Annotated in this window: 12 protein-coding genes and 2 pseudogenes; 2 read left to right on the forward strand and 12 right to left on the reverse strand. The window is 40.1% G+C overall.

Translation table 11 applies throughout. The features are described 5' to 3' along the window. Positions 1 to 10: 10 nt before the first annotated feature. The 8 genes and pseudogenes from AC3ZVC_RS18910 to AC3ZVC_RS18945 all read right to left on the reverse strand — a co-directional run bounded on the left by AC3ZVC_RS18910 (position 11) and on the right by AC3ZVC_RS18945 (position 9,371). Positions 11 to 790 (reverse strand): enoyl-CoA hydratase-related protein, encoded by a 780-nt coding sequence (locus AC3ZVC_RS18910; protein WP_490064735.1) that lies wholly within the window; start codon positions 788 to 790, stop codon positions 11 to 13. Next, positions 783 to 1,091: an EthD family reductase gene (locus AC3ZVC_RS18915; protein WP_490064736.1), complete on the reverse strand. Its 309-nt coding sequence runs from the start codon at positions 1,089 to 1,091 to the stop codon at positions 783 to 785. Before AC3ZVC_RS18915 ends, AC3ZVC_RS18910 begins: the two co-directional genes overlap by 8 nt. 455 nt (positions 1,092 to 1,546) lie before the next feature. Further along, the gene (paaD, locus tag AC3ZVC_RS18920; protein ID WP_490064737.1) at positions 1,547 to 2,044 is read right to left on the reverse strand and encodes a 1,2-phenylacetyl-CoA epoxidase subunit PaaD; all 498 of its coding nucleotides are present in this window, start codon (positions 2,042 to 2,044) and stop codon (positions 1,547 to 1,549) included. Positions 2,045 to 2,066: 22 nt separating this feature from the next. Beyond that, a complete protein-coding gene (gene paaC / locus AC3ZVC_RS18925; protein ID WP_490064738.1) occupies positions 2,067 to 2,885 on the reverse strand; it encodes a 1,2-phenylacetyl-CoA epoxidase subunit PaaC in 819 nt (272 codons plus the stop codon). After that, entirely contained in the window at positions 2,878 to 3,228 is a 351-nt protein-coding gene (gene paaB, locus AC3ZVC_RS18930) for a 1,2-phenylacetyl-CoA epoxidase subunit PaaB (protein WP_214725191.1), read from the reverse strand. Before paaB ends, paaC begins: the two co-directional genes overlap by 8 nt. 24 nt (positions 3,229 to 3,252) lie before the next feature. Then, entirely contained in the window at positions 3,253 to 4,155 is a 903-nt protein-coding gene (paaA, locus tag AC3ZVC_RS18935; RefSeq protein WP_490068964.1) for a 1,2-phenylacetyl-CoA epoxidase subunit PaaA, read from the reverse strand. 98 nt (positions 4,156 to 4,253) lie between these two features. Beyond that, positions 4,254 to 5,560 (reverse strand): annotated as a pseudogene (locus tag AC3ZVC_RS18940) (phenylacetate--CoA ligase family protein). A gap of 406 nt (positions 5,561 to 5,966) precedes the next feature. Then, positions 5,967 to 9,371 (reverse strand): hypothetical protein, encoded by a 3,405-nt coding sequence (locus AC3ZVC_RS18945; RefSeq protein ID WP_490064739.1) that lies wholly within the window; start codon positions 9,369 to 9,371, stop codon positions 5,967 to 5,969. A 446-nt stretch (positions 9,372 to 9,817) separates the two neighbouring features. Here AC3ZVC_RS18945 and AC3ZVC_RS18950 point away from each other — a divergent pair, with 446 nt between their 5' ends. Together AC3ZVC_RS18950 and AC3ZVC_RS18955 are read left to right on the forward strand one after the other, a co-directional pair. After that, positions 9,818 to 11,005, forward strand: coding sequence for a processed acidic surface protein (locus AC3ZVC_RS18950; protein ID WP_490064740.1), 1,188 nt, complete (start codon positions 9,818 to 9,820; stop codon positions 11,003 to 11,005). Further along, a complete protein-coding gene (locus tag AC3ZVC_RS18955) occupies positions 11,002 to 11,607 on the forward strand; it encodes a class D sortase (RefSeq protein WP_490064741.1) in 606 nt (201 codons plus the stop codon). Before AC3ZVC_RS18950 ends, AC3ZVC_RS18955 begins: the two co-directional genes overlap by 4 nt. A gap of 58 nt (positions 11,608 to 11,665) precedes the next feature. On the opposite strand, the gene AC3ZVC_RS18960 is transcribed toward AC3ZVC_RS18955, so the two are convergent. The 4 genes and pseudogenes from AC3ZVC_RS18960 to AC3ZVC_RS18975 form a co-directional block, all read right to left on the reverse strand. Then, positions 11,666 to 11,857, reverse strand: a complete 192-nt coding sequence (locus AC3ZVC_RS18960) for a hypothetical protein (RefSeq protein WP_490064742.1) — start codon at positions 11,855 to 11,857, stop codon at positions 11,666 to 11,668. A 177-nt stretch (positions 11,858 to 12,034) separates the two neighbouring features. Continuing rightward, positions 12,035 to 14,350, reverse strand: a complete 2,316-nt coding sequence (gene helD / locus AC3ZVC_RS18965) for an RNA polymerase recycling motor HelD (RefSeq protein WP_490064743.1) — start codon at positions 14,348 to 14,350, stop codon at positions 12,035 to 12,037. A 301-nt stretch (positions 14,351 to 14,651) separates the two neighbouring features. Beyond that, positions 14,652 to 15,370, reverse strand: a pseudogene (locus tag AC3ZVC_RS18970) (YebC/PmpR family DNA-binding transcriptional regulator). Between the two features lie 262 nt (positions 15,371 to 15,632). Then, the gene (locus AC3ZVC_RS18975; protein ID WP_490064744.1) at positions 15,633 to 16,877 is read right to left on the reverse strand and encodes an MFS transporter; all 1,245 of its coding nucleotides are present in this window, start codon (positions 16,875 to 16,877) and stop codon (positions 15,633 to 15,635) included. Between the last annotated feature and the right edge of the window lie 34 nt (positions 16,878 to 16,911).

Here is a 16,911-nt window from a genome sequence, read left to right on the forward strand (position 1 = left end):
TACACCCCCTTTACTTCCCTTTAAAATGAGGCTTGCGTTTTTCAATAAAGGCCTGCATACCTTCTTTTTGATCTTCAGTAGAAAATAAAAGATAGAAGTTCTTACGTTCAAATTCCATTCCTTCATTTAACGGTGTGTCGACAGCTTTGAGGACAGCTTCTTTTATAAGGCGAATGGAGATCGGCGCCTGATTGGCAATTTGTTCAGCCGCTTTCATGGTCTCCTCCATGAGAAGTTCCTTGGAAATCAGCCTGTTAACGATGCCATGGTGAAGCGCTTCGCGGGCAGATATCCTTTTGCCTGTAAAAAGCCATTCCATGGCCTTCGTTTTACCAACTAGCTTCGTAAGCCTCTGTGTACCCCCAGCACCGGGCATGACACCCAGATTTACTTCAGGAAAACCGAATTCGGCATCATCAGCTGCATAAAGTAAGTCACAGCATAAAGCAAGCTCAAATCCTCCGCCAAGTGTGAAGCCCTGCACCGCACCGATGATCGGTTTCTTGATCATGGCAAGGCGGTCCCAATCCTTGAATTGATTGCGAAGCTCAAAATCAATGGCATTATCATTAGCCATTTCATCAATATCAGCACCGGCTGCAAAAGCCCTGCCTTTGCCGCTCAAAACGATGGCACGTATTCCACTGTCTGTCTCAAAGCCTTCCATGGCATCAAGAATTTCTGATACCATCGGCCGGTTGATGGCATTGAGAACTTTCGGCCGATTCAAAGCTATTAATCCAAGCTGGTCTTGCTTTGAAACTTCAATATATTCATAGGCTTTACTCATTTACTTCCTCACCAATCATAAGGGTGATCAAATCACCTGCAAACTTCATGGCATCCTTGCCTGATGCCTTTCCTTCGTCTGTTCTCATAGCAGTTTGCAGCGCTTCATGGCTGTCATAATACATTTCACACATCAAATAGTACTTCCCTTCGCCCCCCATAGGACTGCCAACAATTTTTGTAACATCCATTTTGCGAAGACCCGGAATTTTGGCTGTGATTGGAGCATGCGTATTAAAATAATGGTCATCAAATGCCTCCTTATTTTCAGGGTGCTTATAAAGCGCGATTAATTTAACCATTTGGTCAACTTCCTCTCGTTTTTTTATTTGGTTTGTTCAATTAATAGTATTCCTGGAGATGAATTGATATGTGATAAGGCTTTGCTCACTAAAGTATTTAGTTTTGAACTAAATCCCCTGGAGTGTCTAACATGTCTTTTGGTATATCTAACATATTATTGAATATTACTGGCACCTTGCGTGTTTTATATTGCATTTTTGAAGATTTATCTAGCATGATCTGAAATTTTTCTAACATTAGGCACAATTTTACTGATATTGGAGGGAAAAAACTATGCCGTGTGAGCATTTTTCGAAATATGCTTCACTTTTCAAAGTTACGAAACTATTTTTCCGATATATGCATTACTTTCCGATTTTATGCGTTACTTTTCCCCAGTTATGTGCCACTTTTGAATTTTATGCGCCACTTGTTGGTCTGACGGCACTCTGGTCAAAATAGGAATTTCCCCTTCCTACATCAATGTCGAAACAGGCTTCATTGCCTCAAAAGGGTTCCGGCAGGATTTACAGTACAAAATACTGCGGCATGCAGTCGGCCCGAAGAGGTTATCCATCGTGGTGTAGGCCGATCCGCAAAAAGGGCACTCAACATGCCATTCCCCGGTTTCGCTGATCCATTCAGGTGGCGGGGCAATACCGAATTCTTTTAGCTGGATTCTTCCCCTTTTTGTAACCCTATCAGAGGTCCATGGCGGATGATAGATAAACTGGACTTCTACTTTCTCAAAGATACCGAGCTTTCCTAGTTCGGCTTCTACATTCTTCCGAATAATGTCCAGCGCGGGGCAGCCCATAAAAGTTGGCAGAAGCTCCACCATGATTGCATTTTCTTCCACCTTCAAATGCTCAACCATACCCAAATCAACAATTGAAATAGAGTCTATTTCAGGGTCCTTCACATTATGAAGCGCTTCTAAAGCTGCTTTTTCCAATACTTGAATTTGCTCCATATTCATCATCCCTTAAAAAAACTTACCAGCTTGCAGCCGGATCTACGTTATACACTTCGCTTAAAGTGGATAAAGCGGCATCAAGGTCAGCTGTATGTTCCCCTTTGCGGCCATTTCCATTTTTCATCGCAAAATCAGACTCAGATACCGATAGATTTACAGATTCAAAGACAGGCTTCATCATAAAGAGCCAGCGCTGTATTAATCTCTCTTCAGCTTCAATCAGACCTTGCTCTGCTATTTCATTCCCGAGCGGTCCTAACGTAAGCACTCCTTCAAATTCGCCAAGAACCTTTTTGATTGCAGCTTCCATTCTCGGCCTTGCTTCACCGCCTGCCTGCATGAGCTGAACAAACCAGGTTTTCCAATGAAGGAGATGATAGTAAAGCTCCATATTTACCTTTAATGCCACATCGGCTAACGGCTGATATAATGAAGTTTTCAATGAGTCCATTCGGACCTTCTTGGCCTGTACGTAAAAATAGTTTCTTACAACAGCGAAAGCCCAGTCGTATTGAGCTGTGGATAAGTAATGCCCCGGGCCATTTACCATTTCCAGCAAAACGGCATTTTTACGTTCGGACGCTTCCCGTCCATGGGCAAGGCTGTCTACATTTCCTTCTCCTAGATCCTCAAGGAGCTGATAAAACATCGCGGCGTGGCCCATAGTGTCCTGGCTGATTGATGAGAAAGCCACATCCTCCTCAATATGCGGGGCAAGGCCAAGCCATTCAGAACCGCGGTAGGCAAGGATGAAGTCATCATCAGCAAGCTGGTACAATATAGATGTCAGAGCTGATTTCATAGCGGGATTGAGTGGCGTATTCTCTTGTTTATTCACTTTTCTTCATCCCTCCCCATGATAGGATTTCCTTTTCGTCCAGCATTTCCTGTTCATAGTGGCGCCACTTCTTTTTCAAGTAGCCGTACCCTTTTGTAGTCCGATATTCTTTATTATCCAGCCGCATGAGTGATTGCTTTTCCTCCGGGGTCATTTTCCTTACATCGGACCGTTTAACAACCCAAATGTCTGCGACCGGTTCTCTCCTCATAAAATTTTCCTGTGCCATGACGAGGGCAAGCTCCCGATTTGGCGCCAGCAGCGAAAATTGATACTGCAGAGGAGAGGTATCTGTTCTTTTGCTGAACACTTCAAATTCCTGATAAAATCCTTCGCTTCCCAAAGCGTTCCCTCCAATCTGATCCGGTTATTTTGCTGTATTAAGAGCATCGCGCACCCATTCGTTTGTATCATAAGCAGTTTGGCGCAGACCGAGGCGCTCCTTTGATTTCGGTCCATTATTTTTAATAATGTCCTTAAATTTGTTCCAGTCCGGCTGTTTATAGACCCAAAGATTCTGTTGCTGATCGAAATGCATCGTTTCATCAGGAACGCTTAGGCCGAGCGAGAGAACACGCGGAATATACTTTGTAAAGAAATCCTGCCTTAGTTCTTCGTTCGTCTTTGTCCGGATTTTATATTTGATAGTTGTATCCTGCTTGGAGGTGCCTGTTGTGGTAGCATCTCCCGGTCCAAAGAACATTAGCAAAGCCTCCCACCAGCGATTTACAGCATCCTGGACCATGGCTCTTTGCTCATTGGTCCCTTCTGCTAACGCCATGATAATCGCTTCTCCATGCTGGGCATGGAATACTTCCTCAGCACAAATTCTTTTGAGTGCACGGGCATAAGGGCCATAAGAGGCATTAAGCATATTGGTCTGAGTAATGATGGCTGCACCGTCAACCAGCCACCCAATCAATCCAGCATCTCCCCATGTAGGCGCCTCCATATGAAAGACGTTGTGGAACTTAAGCCTGCCGCTGAATAGATCCTGCATGATGTCCTCACGCGTCTTACCGAGCGGCTTCATTAAGTCCTCTGCGACACGCAGCAGCAGCTGTCCATGACCCATCTCATCCTGTACCTTTGCCATAATTCCAAGCTTGCGTTTTAAAGAGGGAGCTTTCGGCACCCATTCTTTTTCCGGCAGTGCCCCCATAATTTCACTGATTCCGTGCATGGAAATCAACTTAATTAAGGTCATCCGGTAATCTTCAGGCATCCAGTCATCCGCTTCAATTTTTTCGCCTGCCTCGATGCGCCTCATAAAATGCTCATATTTTTGTTCCTCAGTCCATTGCTGATAAGAAATTACTTCAGACAAAAGGTTCACCCCCTGTTTTGTTGCCAATCTAACAAATCCTATTAAATAACTGCATTTTCCTTCGTTCGATTCACTACCCTTACAGCTTTCCCTTCCGACCTTGGCAAGGTTTTTGGCGGATGGACTTCAAGCTGAATGGTTATGAAAAAATGCTGCTTCAAAGCATGCTGAATCTTCCTTTTTATCGAATCTGCGTCAATGATTTCCTTGAAGATCCTTCGCTCCATTCTGCATGAAGCTCCAATGATTTGAGGCTTCCATTTTGCAGTAAATGAATCTGGTAATGAGGGGCAAGTTCCGGAATCTGCAAAAGACAATGCTCTATTTCGGATGGAAATATTTTCACACCATTTACATTCAGCATATCGTCAATCCGGCCTTTTACCCTGCTCATGCGAATCGTAGTTCTTCCGCAGCTGCACCTCTCTTTTGAAAGGGAGGCAATATCACCTGTTCGGTAGCGAATCACAGGAAAGGCTTCCTTTGTTAAGCTGGTGAAAACCAATTCACCCTCCTCACCGTTTGGAAGCGGTTTCATATTTACTGGATCAATAACCTCGGCTAAAAAATGATCTTCGGCTATATGCAATCCATCCTGCGCATCGTGGCACTCCATGGATACTCCTGGTCCCAACACTTCACTTAGCCCATAAATATCGCATGCTTTAATGCCCAGTTTTTTTTCTAACGTAAGCCGCATCTCCTCCGACCATGGTTCGGCACCAAAAATGCCGTACTTTAAAGAAGTTTTTGAAGGATCTAAACCCTTTTCTTCCATTTTTTCAGCCAAATTCAATATATACGACGGTGTACCGCAAATAACCTCAGGCTCAAAGTCCTGTATCAGCATAATCTGCCTGTCAGTATTACCGCCAGATACAGGGACAGTGGCCATTCCAAGCAGTTCACTCCCATAATGGAGCCCCAGCCCTCCGGTAAACAATCCATATCCGTAAGCATTATGCAAGATCTGTCCCGGCTGGCCTCCACCGATCGCAATCGCTCTGGCAACAAGATTCCCCCACATCTCGGTATCATTGCGTGTATACCCAACAACAGTCGGCTTACCGCTTGTTCCAGAGGAAGCATGAACCCGGACAATATCCTTCTTTTCCACGGCAAAAAGCCCGAATGGGTAATGTTCACGCAAATCTGCTTTAACGGTAAACGGCAGCTTCCAAATATCCTCCAGGCTGTTAATATTCTCAGGTCCAATATTACTTTCCAAAAACTTTTTCCGATAAAAAGGTACTTTGTTAAATACTCTCTCCGCTGTCTCCTTGAGCCGGTTCAACTGCAATTCCTCTATAAAATCGCGGCTTTCCGTTTCAATATCATGCAGGATCAAGCCAAAACCTCCCAGAAAATTATCATTTTAAGATAACACTTTTATATAACGTTTATATATCGTTATATATAATAAGTGTCATATATTTAACACAAAGATACCGTGTAAATAGGAAAAAGTCAACTTATTTTCAGAAAATTTACTAATTTATTTTTTCAGTTAACGGAGCAATTCTCTGAGCGAAAAGCAAAAAAAAGCCTACAAGAACGTAACGGGTTCCGTTTCAAGGTGCTTTCGAAAAATCATATTAATTAATACTTGTTTTTTAAAGAAAAGAGGGTGTCCCAAAAGTAGCTTTGGGCACCCTCTTTTTTCCAAGACAATAGCTCTATAAAATTGGCCTGTTGGTTTCGCTCCAGGGACTCAGCGAACGCGGGCGGTCCGACGCTCCTTGGTGCATCAAATTTTATTGCCATTCCTTCAACTTCCTTATAATATTATTCTTCCAAAGTGAAATAAAAGTCTCTTCTCCTTTTGCTGTTTTTTGTTTCTGCCATTCGTTATAACTTGCGACAGTGATGAGAAGCGAGCCGGCAATTAAGAGATAAGCCCACCAAGGGAGGTTGCCCCAATATGGTCTTGTCTGAAGCAGTACGTTTAGCAAAAGTACTCCTGAACCGACAAAGAAATATGCTTTTATTCGGAAGAAAGTCCCTGCCAGCATGGAAAGCAGCGAAAGCGTGCCGACAATTAGCGCATCATAAACAGTGTTGCTTGCAAGCCCATCCTGTACGAGCAGCAATGAAACAATGCTGAGAACAGCCCATTGCAGCCTATTTGTAAGCTTGCCATATCTGCCTTTGAGAATTTTTCTTGTAAATATAATCAGGGCAATCCATGGCAGCACATAAAGCTCCCTTGTTATTAGCGCAGAAATTTCAATATTGCTCAGTAATGTATAATATGGTTCCAACAGGACAACACCTGTAAGCAATTCCGCCACCCAGGAATAATTAGAAGATATTCTTTTGTGCTGCCAATAAATAAGCATACTAATTAATAAGCCTGGAATTACTTTAGCCCATAAAGAAACTACCGGGAAAAGATAGATTGAAAGGATAAATAAAAAGGCTATAAATGTATAGCTGTCTGCCTGTTTCCTATTGCCTTCGAATGATACAGTCCGGTTGTAAATGGTTTTGCCGATAATAGCTAGGGTTAGACCAAATCCAGCTGCTGTAAGAGTCTTAACCTCAGGTGAGATTTGATTGATGTACAGGAATTTCATTGTGCTAATGTATATTAAAAACAGCGGAAATCCTGACAATATATCTAATTTCAATCTGTGTAAGTAAGCAACTAAGCCAGCTGCATATAAAACAGAAACGACATACGGAACCCACCCAAATGGATAAGCTGAAAGTAATGCCAAAATGCCGACTATAGACCAAGGAATAAGAAAAAAGATACTTCTCTGTTTATCGGCTTTGTCTGCATTAATCCAAAATGCAAAAATAATACAGCTTACCAGCAAGGATGCAAATTCACTGTACTCACCATCCCAAATATGATACATTCCAGTCAAAATCGCCATGAAAAGTGCAAGGAACGCGCTATATAAGAAGCTTTTCACTTTCCACTCTTTTCGGGAAACTCTCGAACTGATCCAATAAACGGCCAAAGCGCCAAGAAAATTCAAAAGGCTATTTTCTCTATATATGAAGAGGGTCAGTAACAATCCGAAAGGCAGGTATACATGTCCCACCCATGATAAGCCATTTGCCAGTACTGAATCTCTTTTCACAAAGAAATATGCATTAGCAAGCAGGATGAATGCACCTAGCGGGAACTGAATCCAAGTGAAATATTCATAATTAACCCCCTTAAGCTTTAAACTGTTAATGATAGAGAAATAGGCAAGCAAAGAAACCGCTGCCGCAATAAACGGTACCCATTTTTGTTTGATCGCATAATATAGTGCCAGATACATAGCCACACCGCCTATTAGCACTGCTGGCCTCATCCAAGCACCATCGATTGGCAATACAATTGCTGTGAATATTGAAATTGAATAAAAGCCCTGTGCGATGAAAAAAGCATGGCTGGCAGCGGGTTTCTTCTTTATTTTTAAAACATAAGTGAATAGCAAGAGAATAGCACTTGCCAAAACCGTATTCATTGCCATTCCCAGTGAATAATGATAAAAACGATTGTTACCCCGCAATTCTTCTCCAAAGAACATAAAAGAGAACCCGATAGTTAATGGGATGGCCCATGGTGCTGCATCCGTATAGAAGCTTCTTTTTTCAACATTATTAATCAGAAACATAACAAAGCTAAAGATTAAAAGCATGGTTCCGGCTGCCATCCAATCCAACAGGCCTATAGCGACCAATATGGAAAACACCATAATACAATTCCCAACATCGCGTGAGCTTGACTCGATGACTTTTAGCATTTGATGCTTCACTAAATATCCCATGCTAATAAAAAGCGCAAAACCGATAAAGAAAACTGGAAGAATAAAATTCTTAAAATCAATTGCCCGATCCACCATGAGCATAAACTCAAATAGTGCAGAAGCTATAAAAATTGGAGCAAAGTACGCAAAAAGCACGTTAGCCATCACTTTTGCCAAATAAATAAACTGTACCGCAATAATAATATACGCCAAAAGCAATGCAGCGGACGGTTCATTCATCCTAAGAAGTATGCCTTCAACCGAAATATAGAGAAACGCTAGGATTGAGACAATTGAACTCGTGACCCTAAACACTTTTTCCCAAGAATCATGCTGATCCATTACCCTCGGCACTAACAGAAAACCTGTTCCAACCAGCGCATAGAATACCGGACCAGCCACAACTAAAACGGAATGCTCAATAAGCTGGTAGGCACCATAAACAATCAATAAACTGAAAACAAAGTGGAATTCCTTTTTACCAGTAACAAAGACCATTGATAAATAGATAACTGCAGTTACCAAAATATTTACGCTGTAAAAAACATGGCTATTATAGAAAGCGAGCATCAAAACTGTAGACAGCACCAGATTAATTTGTGCAAAACAAACAAGCTCTTTTGAAAACAGCTTTAAGTCTGCACGGTTTTTAATTTTATGATAGAAAGCTGCAAGCAAAGCGTTAAAAAGCATGAGGCCTAAATAGAAGCCATCTTTTTCAAGCTTGAATGCTGCCAATGTATATCCCGCACTCGTACTAAGGGCAATATAAGCTAACCAGACAAATAGACGTGAACTTAACTTTTTTGCAAGAATGCTGTATATCGGCACAATTAGAGAACTTCCTGCCGCTCCAAGTATGTATCGTCCTTCTCCATAAAAAGAAAAAAACGGTCCAAGCAATTCAAACCATCCAACAGATAAAATATAGATCGGCATGAATAAGCTGCCGAGAACAATAAAGGCAAATGATGTTCTCTCAATTTTTAATACCTTCTTTGAAATATAGGAAATGCCATAAAAAAGCAGCGAAACAAAAGCAATCGAACCGCTCTTCATCCAGTTGGACATTGTATTCCAGTTGCTGGTAGCAACAAACAGCCCGCCAATCAAGAGAAGAATCACTCCGATATTTAATAGCCAGGAGATGTTTCTTTCCCTGACTTCTTCTGGTGATAACCTCTTTTTTGGTTTAACCGCCTGCTGGACAGGCTGCTTTTTATTTTGTTTAATGACAACAGCCTGTGTATGCTCATGCTCCTGCCTCTTTTCGTTAAGGTCAGAGTAATATTTGTTATAAGCATCCATTGTTATTTCAAAATGTTCATCTGTTATATAGTCTTTTTCTTTAAGTTTTGCCAATTCAAATTGGAAAATGCTTTTATGGTATTTTTCAGTTTGATAATCCATTCCATCACCTCTTTTAAATATAGAAATTATCGGAAATGCAATTATTTTATACTTTTGGTGTAATTTTACACATAATTAATCTAATAATCAATCCCCTTTTTGGTAAAATTTAAAAGTTTATCCTGCATAATCTACTTATCGTATTTTTATATCAGATACAGGCAACTTGACTAACCGACAGAAATGAAAATAGCCGGGTCGGAAACTTATTTATTTAAATGCAGGAAATTAAGGAATGAAAAGGAAATTTCCCCTTACTTCCGAGCATTGTTATTCAACTGTTAATGATTAAACCCTTGGAAAATGCACATTTCTTAGGTTATTTACCCTATTAAAAAAGGCCTATTATTATATCCGATAAATTTCTGAATAACAATTCTATCCGAAAAATATTTTTTACATTATATTATTCTAGAAATTTATTAATTTTTACGGAGGAATCACCTTTGAAAAGACTGCAACTATTATTATTAACTTCTGTTCTATTATTCGGTTTTTTCCCTGGAGTAAGCTATGCAGCTCCAAACGAGGAAGAACTGGCTGCATTTTTACAGGAAATAAATTGGACTGAAGAAGGTCTAATTGACCACCTTGAATATTTCTGGGATGTAAGTTTAGAAGATTTTGAAACGATGGAAGATTTAATTGAGTTCCTGGGTGAGCCAATTACTGAAGAAAATCTGCAGCAGCTCTTGGCTGACTATGGTTTCGAGAATGAGGAAGAATTAACAGCAATGCTTGTTGAAAATGGAGAAATGGAAGCAAATGAAAATGTTCGTGACGTTTTCAAATATATTGACGCTTTGGATTCGACAACTTCTTTTCTGACATATACAGGTACAGAAATTAATGCAGAAACTCTTCAGCAGCTGCTTGAAGACTACGGCCTTACTATGGAAGAACTTAACGCTCTCCTTGAGGAAAACGAAGATGCTTTGGAAAACTATGAGTATATTGAAGACCTGGATATCATGGTTTCCATTTATCTAGGTGCAGATGAAATGCCAGGTGAAGATGAGCTGACTCAAATGCTTGCAGATATCAGTCTTACTGACGAAGAACTTGAAGCATTAATGACACACTTTATGACTTTGGATTTTGAATATTCAGCCCTTCTTGACAAAATGATGAACCTGGAAAGCCGCTTAATGGCGTTTGGCGATTTTGAAAGTGCTGAGGAACTGAACGAAGAACAAATTGCTGAACTTATTAGCATTATGCAGGAAATGATGGATCTGTTCCAGCTAGATGCAGAGTTTTATCTCGTTAAAGGCAATGAAAAAATTCATTTAACAACAGAGGAAATGATGGTATTAGAAGAGACAAATGGCTTTGACTTATTGATCGAGCTGTTCAATACACAAGGCGAATTTCTTGCTGATATGATCATTACAGCTGATATGTTCAGTTCAGAGCTGATTGAAGATACAGTAGGCGATTTAAACCAGGCTGAAACGGTTATTAAAAAACAGGAACCAGTTAAAGCCAAGTCTGCTCCGAAGAGTGTAAAAACAGTTAAAGGCGGCAAGCTGCCAAATACTGCCGGCAATTATGCTGAAGGCATTCTTGCCGGAATGGGTCTAATTGTATTAGGAGCGTTCATTTTCCGCAAACGAAAAGTGAAATCTGTGTGAACAATAAGACTATATTAAAGACCGTTCTTGGGTCAACAGTTATTATTATAGGAATTTGGCTTGTATTTTCAAATATACAGCCCTTTTTCTATGCTGAACAAACTACAGCCCAAATTGATCAGAAACCTATAGAGCAACAAAATCATCAGCATATGTCAAAGGCAGAGAAAACTGATGGATCCACCTTGTATCCGGTAAGACCTGCAACAGGGGAAGAGATCGGCGAACTGTCAATACCAAAAATATCAGCAAGCCTCCCGATTTTCCATGGTACCAACGAAGATGAACTGGAAAAAGGGGTCGGTCATTTTGCGGGAAGTGTACTCCCTGGCGAAGCTGACAACTCTGTCCTTTCCGGCCACCGGGATACCGTATTCCAAAAGCTTGGCGAAGTAACAGTAGGCGATTTGCTGGTAGTCAACACGTCTGAAGGCAAGTTTACCTACAAAGTCCGCAAAGTAAGAATAGTTGATGCAGACGACAGAACAGTCATCGTACCTAAGCAGAGAGCAACACTGACTGTTACAACTTGTTATCCGTTTAATTATGTTGGGGATGCACCACAGCGATATGTACTTGTCGGCGATTTAGTGAGAAAATAAAAAAGCCCGCTTATTATGCGGGCTTTTAAATGAGAAGGCCATTTAAGGGTCTTCTTTTTTATTGAGTAATTGTCACTAATTTGACGTCTGCAAAGTCAAAGCGGTGGTAATTATCATCAGAGTCAGTAACTTCAACGAATCCTTCGAGATCCTTAATCTTTCCAATAACCTCGGATTTATTTTCTGCTTCAACCAATTCAGTAACTGTTACGTCTTTTTCGAATGTGTAAATAATCTTAAACGAATTCATTTGTGTAAAACTCTCCTTTCGCAATATTTTTTCCCGATAATACAGAGTTTAAACTAGCAATTTTTTGAAGTGAAAATTCAAATTCAGTCTTTTAACTTAGAAACCCTGCAATAAAAAGAAAACTTTACAACCCAGCAAAAAGAAAGTGAGTGCTAGCACTACGCTATCCGACAAATATCAACCTCTATCAACAATCTTATAACTGACTTCGTCTAATTCACTGATAAAAGGACAAGCTTCTCCTAGTGTAAATAAACTTAAACGGTGCATGGCTCTTGTACAAGCAGTATAAAAAAGCTTCCTTTCTCTTTCTTTCTTATAAACGGAAGCATTGTAGATAACGACAGCATCAAATTCAATCCCTTTAGCCAGATACGATGGAATGATTACTATACCGCTTTCATAGGATACTGTGCCTTTTTCTATTAGCCTTACGTCCAGTTTATCTTTTAAATTATTATAAACTTCAAGGCTTTCCTTTGTCGTTTTAGAAATGACCGCAACGGTTTTATGGCCATCCTTTTGCAATGCTTCTACCTCTTTAACCAGTTCAAGGTTAAGCACTTTCTCACTGCCGACTTTTATCAGTATAGGCATTTCTCCACTCCTGTTAAAGGCTTCTATCTTTTCCCCATCTGGTATCAAACCTCTTGTAAATTCGACAATTTGTTTGGTTGAGCGGTAACTCTTCATAAGTATAAAAGTCTCTTTTTCGTCTTCCTCAATAGTCTTATAAATGGATGAATTTTCTGCCTGCTGCAAGTAAATAGCCTGATTGATATCTCCAAGCAGCGTCATCTTACTGTAGGGGAAAAGTTCACAGATATATGCAAACTGGAAGGCTGAATAATCCTGTGCTTCATCAATAAACACATGCCTGATAGAAGTATTTGATTTCTTGCCTTCTATTTTATCCTGCAAATACAAATATGGCGTGGCGTCTTCATAAGGCATTTCAGAGTTTCTAATCTTTTCAATTGTTTGTTTGCTAATCTTATCCCATTTCTCAGATGCCCCGCCTATAAAGTGCTCATACAAACCTTCATAAATGGCTGGAATGTCTAAGAATTTATATTGTTTTATTTTCTTCTTTACTGGCTTAAATTTCTTGCTAACAACCCATTTAGCGAGATATTTTTCCTCCATCTTATGATCATCAAACGTATAGTCCTCTTTCCCTTGTTTTCTTTGGCGTTGTCTAAAAGCTTCCAAATAATCTTCCTTTTCCAAGTAACCAATTGCTTCAACTACCCAGTCTTTTTTCCGCTCCTGCTTTTCCTGGCGCCTAATCTCGTTCATCAGCCAATCCTGCAGCAGCTGGATGCGATTGGGAATAGGATATGAGGGATCAAGAGAATAAAATTGCTCGGAGATTTGCATGCTGGATATCAGTGTATTTCCTTTTAGGACGATATCAAGAAATCGCATTCCTTTTTTTGATAAAAGCCGCAAATATTGGTCAATCTTTTCTTTAAAATCCAAATCTGATTTATAGGCAATGCCCATCATTCTGGTACGAATAGCCTGATTTTCTGAAGAAGTTAGGATTTCCTCCAGCTGGGAGAATGGGTCTTCCACTTGAAAATCCGCTCCAAGCCGTTGGTTCAAATATTCCTGAAATGTCGTTTGCCTCATATTTTCTTCTCCCAGCTCCGGAAGAACGGTTGCAACATAACTGTTGAAAAGCGGATTTGGGGAAAAAAGCATAATATTTTCAGAGTTAAGTGTTTCTCTGTATCTATAAAGCAAAAATGCTGCACGCTGAAGCGCTGCGGATGTTTTGCCGCTGCCAGCAACACCCTGCACCACAAGGATTTTGCTGCGTTCATTTCGGATAATAGCATTTTGTTCTTTTTGAATGGTAGCTACAATGCTCTTCATCTGTGAATTAGCCTGGTTTCCAAGTACCTCCTGAAGCATTTGGTCACCAATGGTTACTCCTGTATCAAACAGACCTTCTATTAAACCATTGCGTATGATAAATTGCCGTTTTAATGTCATCTCACCACAAATAGTACCGGTGGGTGTGCGATACTTGGCAGCCCCAGGGGAGTAATCATAATAAAGGCTTGAAATTGGAGCTCGCCAATCGTATATAATAAAATTTTCATCGTTCTCGTCCATAAGAGAAGCAATACCTAAATAAATCGGCTCTGGTTCCAGTTCAGCTTCTTCTTTAAAATCTATTCTGCCAAAATACGGGGATTTTTCCAGCCGGTCAAGCACTTTTAGCTGATTGTCCAAATGACCTTTGCTTCTTTCCCGTTCGGAGAGCAATTCTGCCTGCTGCTTAATACTTGTAAAAGTTTCGATAACATCATCTGGTTCATCAAGGTTGACTGTAACGTCATCCCAAAAAGTTTGCCGTAATTCCAATGCCTGAGAGCCAACATTTTGAGTCTTTTCCAAGTATGAACCCTTTTTGTCCTGAATTAAATTAATTACTGAATCTACTCTTTTTTGTTCTGCAGACTTGGTTTGCATTTCATTCATAAAACCACTCCCCAAAAAAATTGCGGTCATTAATTTGACAATCAAACGCTAATGTGATAATGTTATATTAGATAATTATATACTCAACCAAAATTAAGTATTAGACCTCGGTTTTCATTTTAACATGTTTCCTGCCCTCTTCACAATCAATTTCCTGTAAAAATTGTATTATATGCGCTTTTAAAATGCGATGCGCATTTTTCAATACTAATATTTTTTGTTTACATAATTATATTATTAGCCACTCGGTACTATTCCAAAAAAGGAGTCCATCATTTAATCTGGACTCCTTTCTTGATTCTTATTCACCTAAGTCTACATTATGGTAAACCCGTTGAACATCTTCCAGATTTCTAGGGCATCAATCAGCTTTTCAAATTGTGCTTGTGCATCAGAATCCAGTGTTACCTCATTTTGAGGAAGCATCGTTAATTCTGCAACCGTAAACTCTGTAATACCTTCTTCTTTAAAGGCTTCCTGAATAGCATGAAATTGATCCGGTTCCGCGTAGACGATTACAGTACCATCTTCTTCTAAAATATCACGGGCGTCTACGTCTTCTTCCATTAGGATTTCAAGCACTTCCTCTTCGGATTTGCCTTCAAGGCCAATTACAGCAGTTGAGTCGAACATATATGCTACTGAACCGCTCACTCCCATATTCCCGCCATTTTTACCAAATGCAGCACGTACATTGGAAGCAGTGCGGTTTACGTTGTTTGTCAGCGCATCAACAATGATCATGGAACCGCTTGGCCCGAATCCTTCGTAGCGAAGGTCGTCATAATTTTCTTCTGCTCCGCCTTTGGCTTTTTCAATCGCACGATCAATGATATTTCTTGGCACATTATATGTTTTTGCACGTTCAAGTACAAATTTTAAAGCCTGGTTCGCTTCGGGATCAGGCTCGCCCTGTTTGGCAACTACATAAATTTCAAGTGCGAACTTGGAATAAACACGACTTGTATTAGCATCCTTTGAAGCTTTTTTTTCTTTAATATTGTTCCATTTACGGCCCATGTGTCCCACTCTCTTTCAACTTTGGATCTATAAATAATTAATTATATGTAATGGAGTCCTTCTTCCACTGAAGAACTCATACCCCCTTATTATACATTAAGTGATGGGACTTTTTCGAGTATATACTTTATTTCCATTTAATCAAGGGAACCCCCCGTTCGCTGAGCTTCTTGAATAGAAATCAACAAGCAAGTTTAGTAGAGCCAAAAGAAAAAAACCAATACAATATGTATTGACTTTATCCTTTTGGCAAATTTTTGGCTTAAATAAATGCAGCTGGCAATGTTTTCGATTGGTTTCTTTTCAAGTATAGACACAATATAAAGAAAACTCCGGCACTTGATCCCCTTAGTATCGTTGATACGAGCATCGCTATATCGATGCTCGTTTGCTCCAGGAGATAGACGCCGAATTGCGGAGCAACAAAGGCAACCAGTGCGAGCAAAATATTATAATTGGAAATAAAGACACTCCTCTTCTCTTCCTCAGTTACCTCAAGTAACTGGTTAAACAGGATAAGAACTGTACCAGACACAAACAGCCCGCTAAAGCCGTTCACTAAAACAAGATAGATCATATTCGGAGAAAGGATTGTTAAAACAGGTGCGCTTGCCATTCCAGCAGAGACAAGGACCATCATTTTTGCATTGCTATGTTTATCAGCCATTCTCCCCCACCATTTGTAGCTGACAATTTGCGCGAGTTGGTTTGCTACAGTAAATAAACTGATCCACAGTGCTGTTGCTCCTGCATACTTAATCTGATAGATGCTAAATAATGACCAAGCCATCTGCCAGCCAAAGTTAAAAAAGAGGCTGCAAAGTAAAAAGTATAGAAAAGGCTTATGCTTGAAAACCTCCAGCCCCAATGATAATCGCTTTTTCTCACTCTTCTTTTCCTTCTTCTCTTCCTTATGCTTCAGCAAGTAGTAAACCTCTATTAAGCCGAAAAGAAACGCTGAGATAAACAACACTTGAAAAGGGAATGGATTTATTTTATCAAATTGCTGGAGAAGAAGGCCTATCAAAAGTGTTGAAAACATACCCACAATCGTAAGAATTTTATTTCGTTGGCTAAAAAATCCGCTTCTCCGGTCATCAGGGATCAGATCGCCTATAAAACTCTGCCAGCTCAAATTTGCGAAGGACCCCGGCAGATTCATAAAGCCAACAAGAAGAACAAAAGCCCAGCTTCTATATTCAGCCGGTAAATACATAACGAAAAACATTAGGAATAAAAAGAGCCTTGCCGCCAAGAAAGAATACGCTGTGAATCTTTTCTTCTCTTCCAGTCGATTCATTATCAGGGATCCTATCACCATAGCAAACATGCCTATAAACTGCGGTAAAGAACTGATCAGCCCTATTTGAAAATTTGTTGCCCCAAGCACACTGATGGCAAACAGCGGAAAATAATTATTACTAATATTTAATACAATGGTTGTAGCAATTCCATTTCGGATACTGAGCTTCTCATTCTGCTTTGTTTCACATAGCGGCAGTGCCATCGGTCATCTTCCTTCACGATATAGATCATTCTAT

It is taken from the genome of Cytobacillus sp. C11.1, assembly GCF_058145115.1.

Bases quoted from the DNA above. Each gene is read 5' to 3' on its own strand.
- AC3ZVC_RS18915 (WP_490064736.1), bottom strand. From the start codon at position 1,091: ATGGTTAAATTAATCGCGCTTTATAAGCACCCTGAAAATAAGGAGGCA.
- AC3ZVC_RS18910 (WP_490064735.1), bottom strand. From the start codon at position 790: ATGAGTAAAGCCTATGAATATATTGAAGTTTCAAAGCAAGACCAGCTT.
- helD (WP_490064743.1), bottom strand. From the start codon at position 14,350: ATGAATGAAATGCAAACCAAGTCTGCAGAACAAAAAAGAGTAGATTCA.
- paaD (WP_490064737.1), bottom strand. From the start codon at position 2,044: ATGGAGCAAATTCAAGTATTGGAAAAAGCAGCTTTAGAAGCGCTTCAT.
- AC3ZVC_RS18975 (WP_490064744.1), bottom strand. From the start codon at position 16,877: ATGGCACTGCCGCTATGTGAAACAAAGCAGAATGAGAAGCTCAGTATC.
- AC3ZVC_RS18960 (WP_490064742.1), bottom strand. From the start codon at position 11,857: ATGAATTCGTTTAAGATTATTTACACATTCGAAAAAGACGTAACAGTT.
- paaA (WP_490068964.1), bottom strand. From the start codon at position 4,155: ATGAGGCGCATCGAGGCAGGCGAAAAAATTGAAGCGGATGACTGGATG.
- AC3ZVC_RS18945 (WP_490064739.1), bottom strand. From the start codon at position 9,371: ATGGATTATCAAACTGAAAAATACCATAAAAGCATTTTCCAATTTGAA.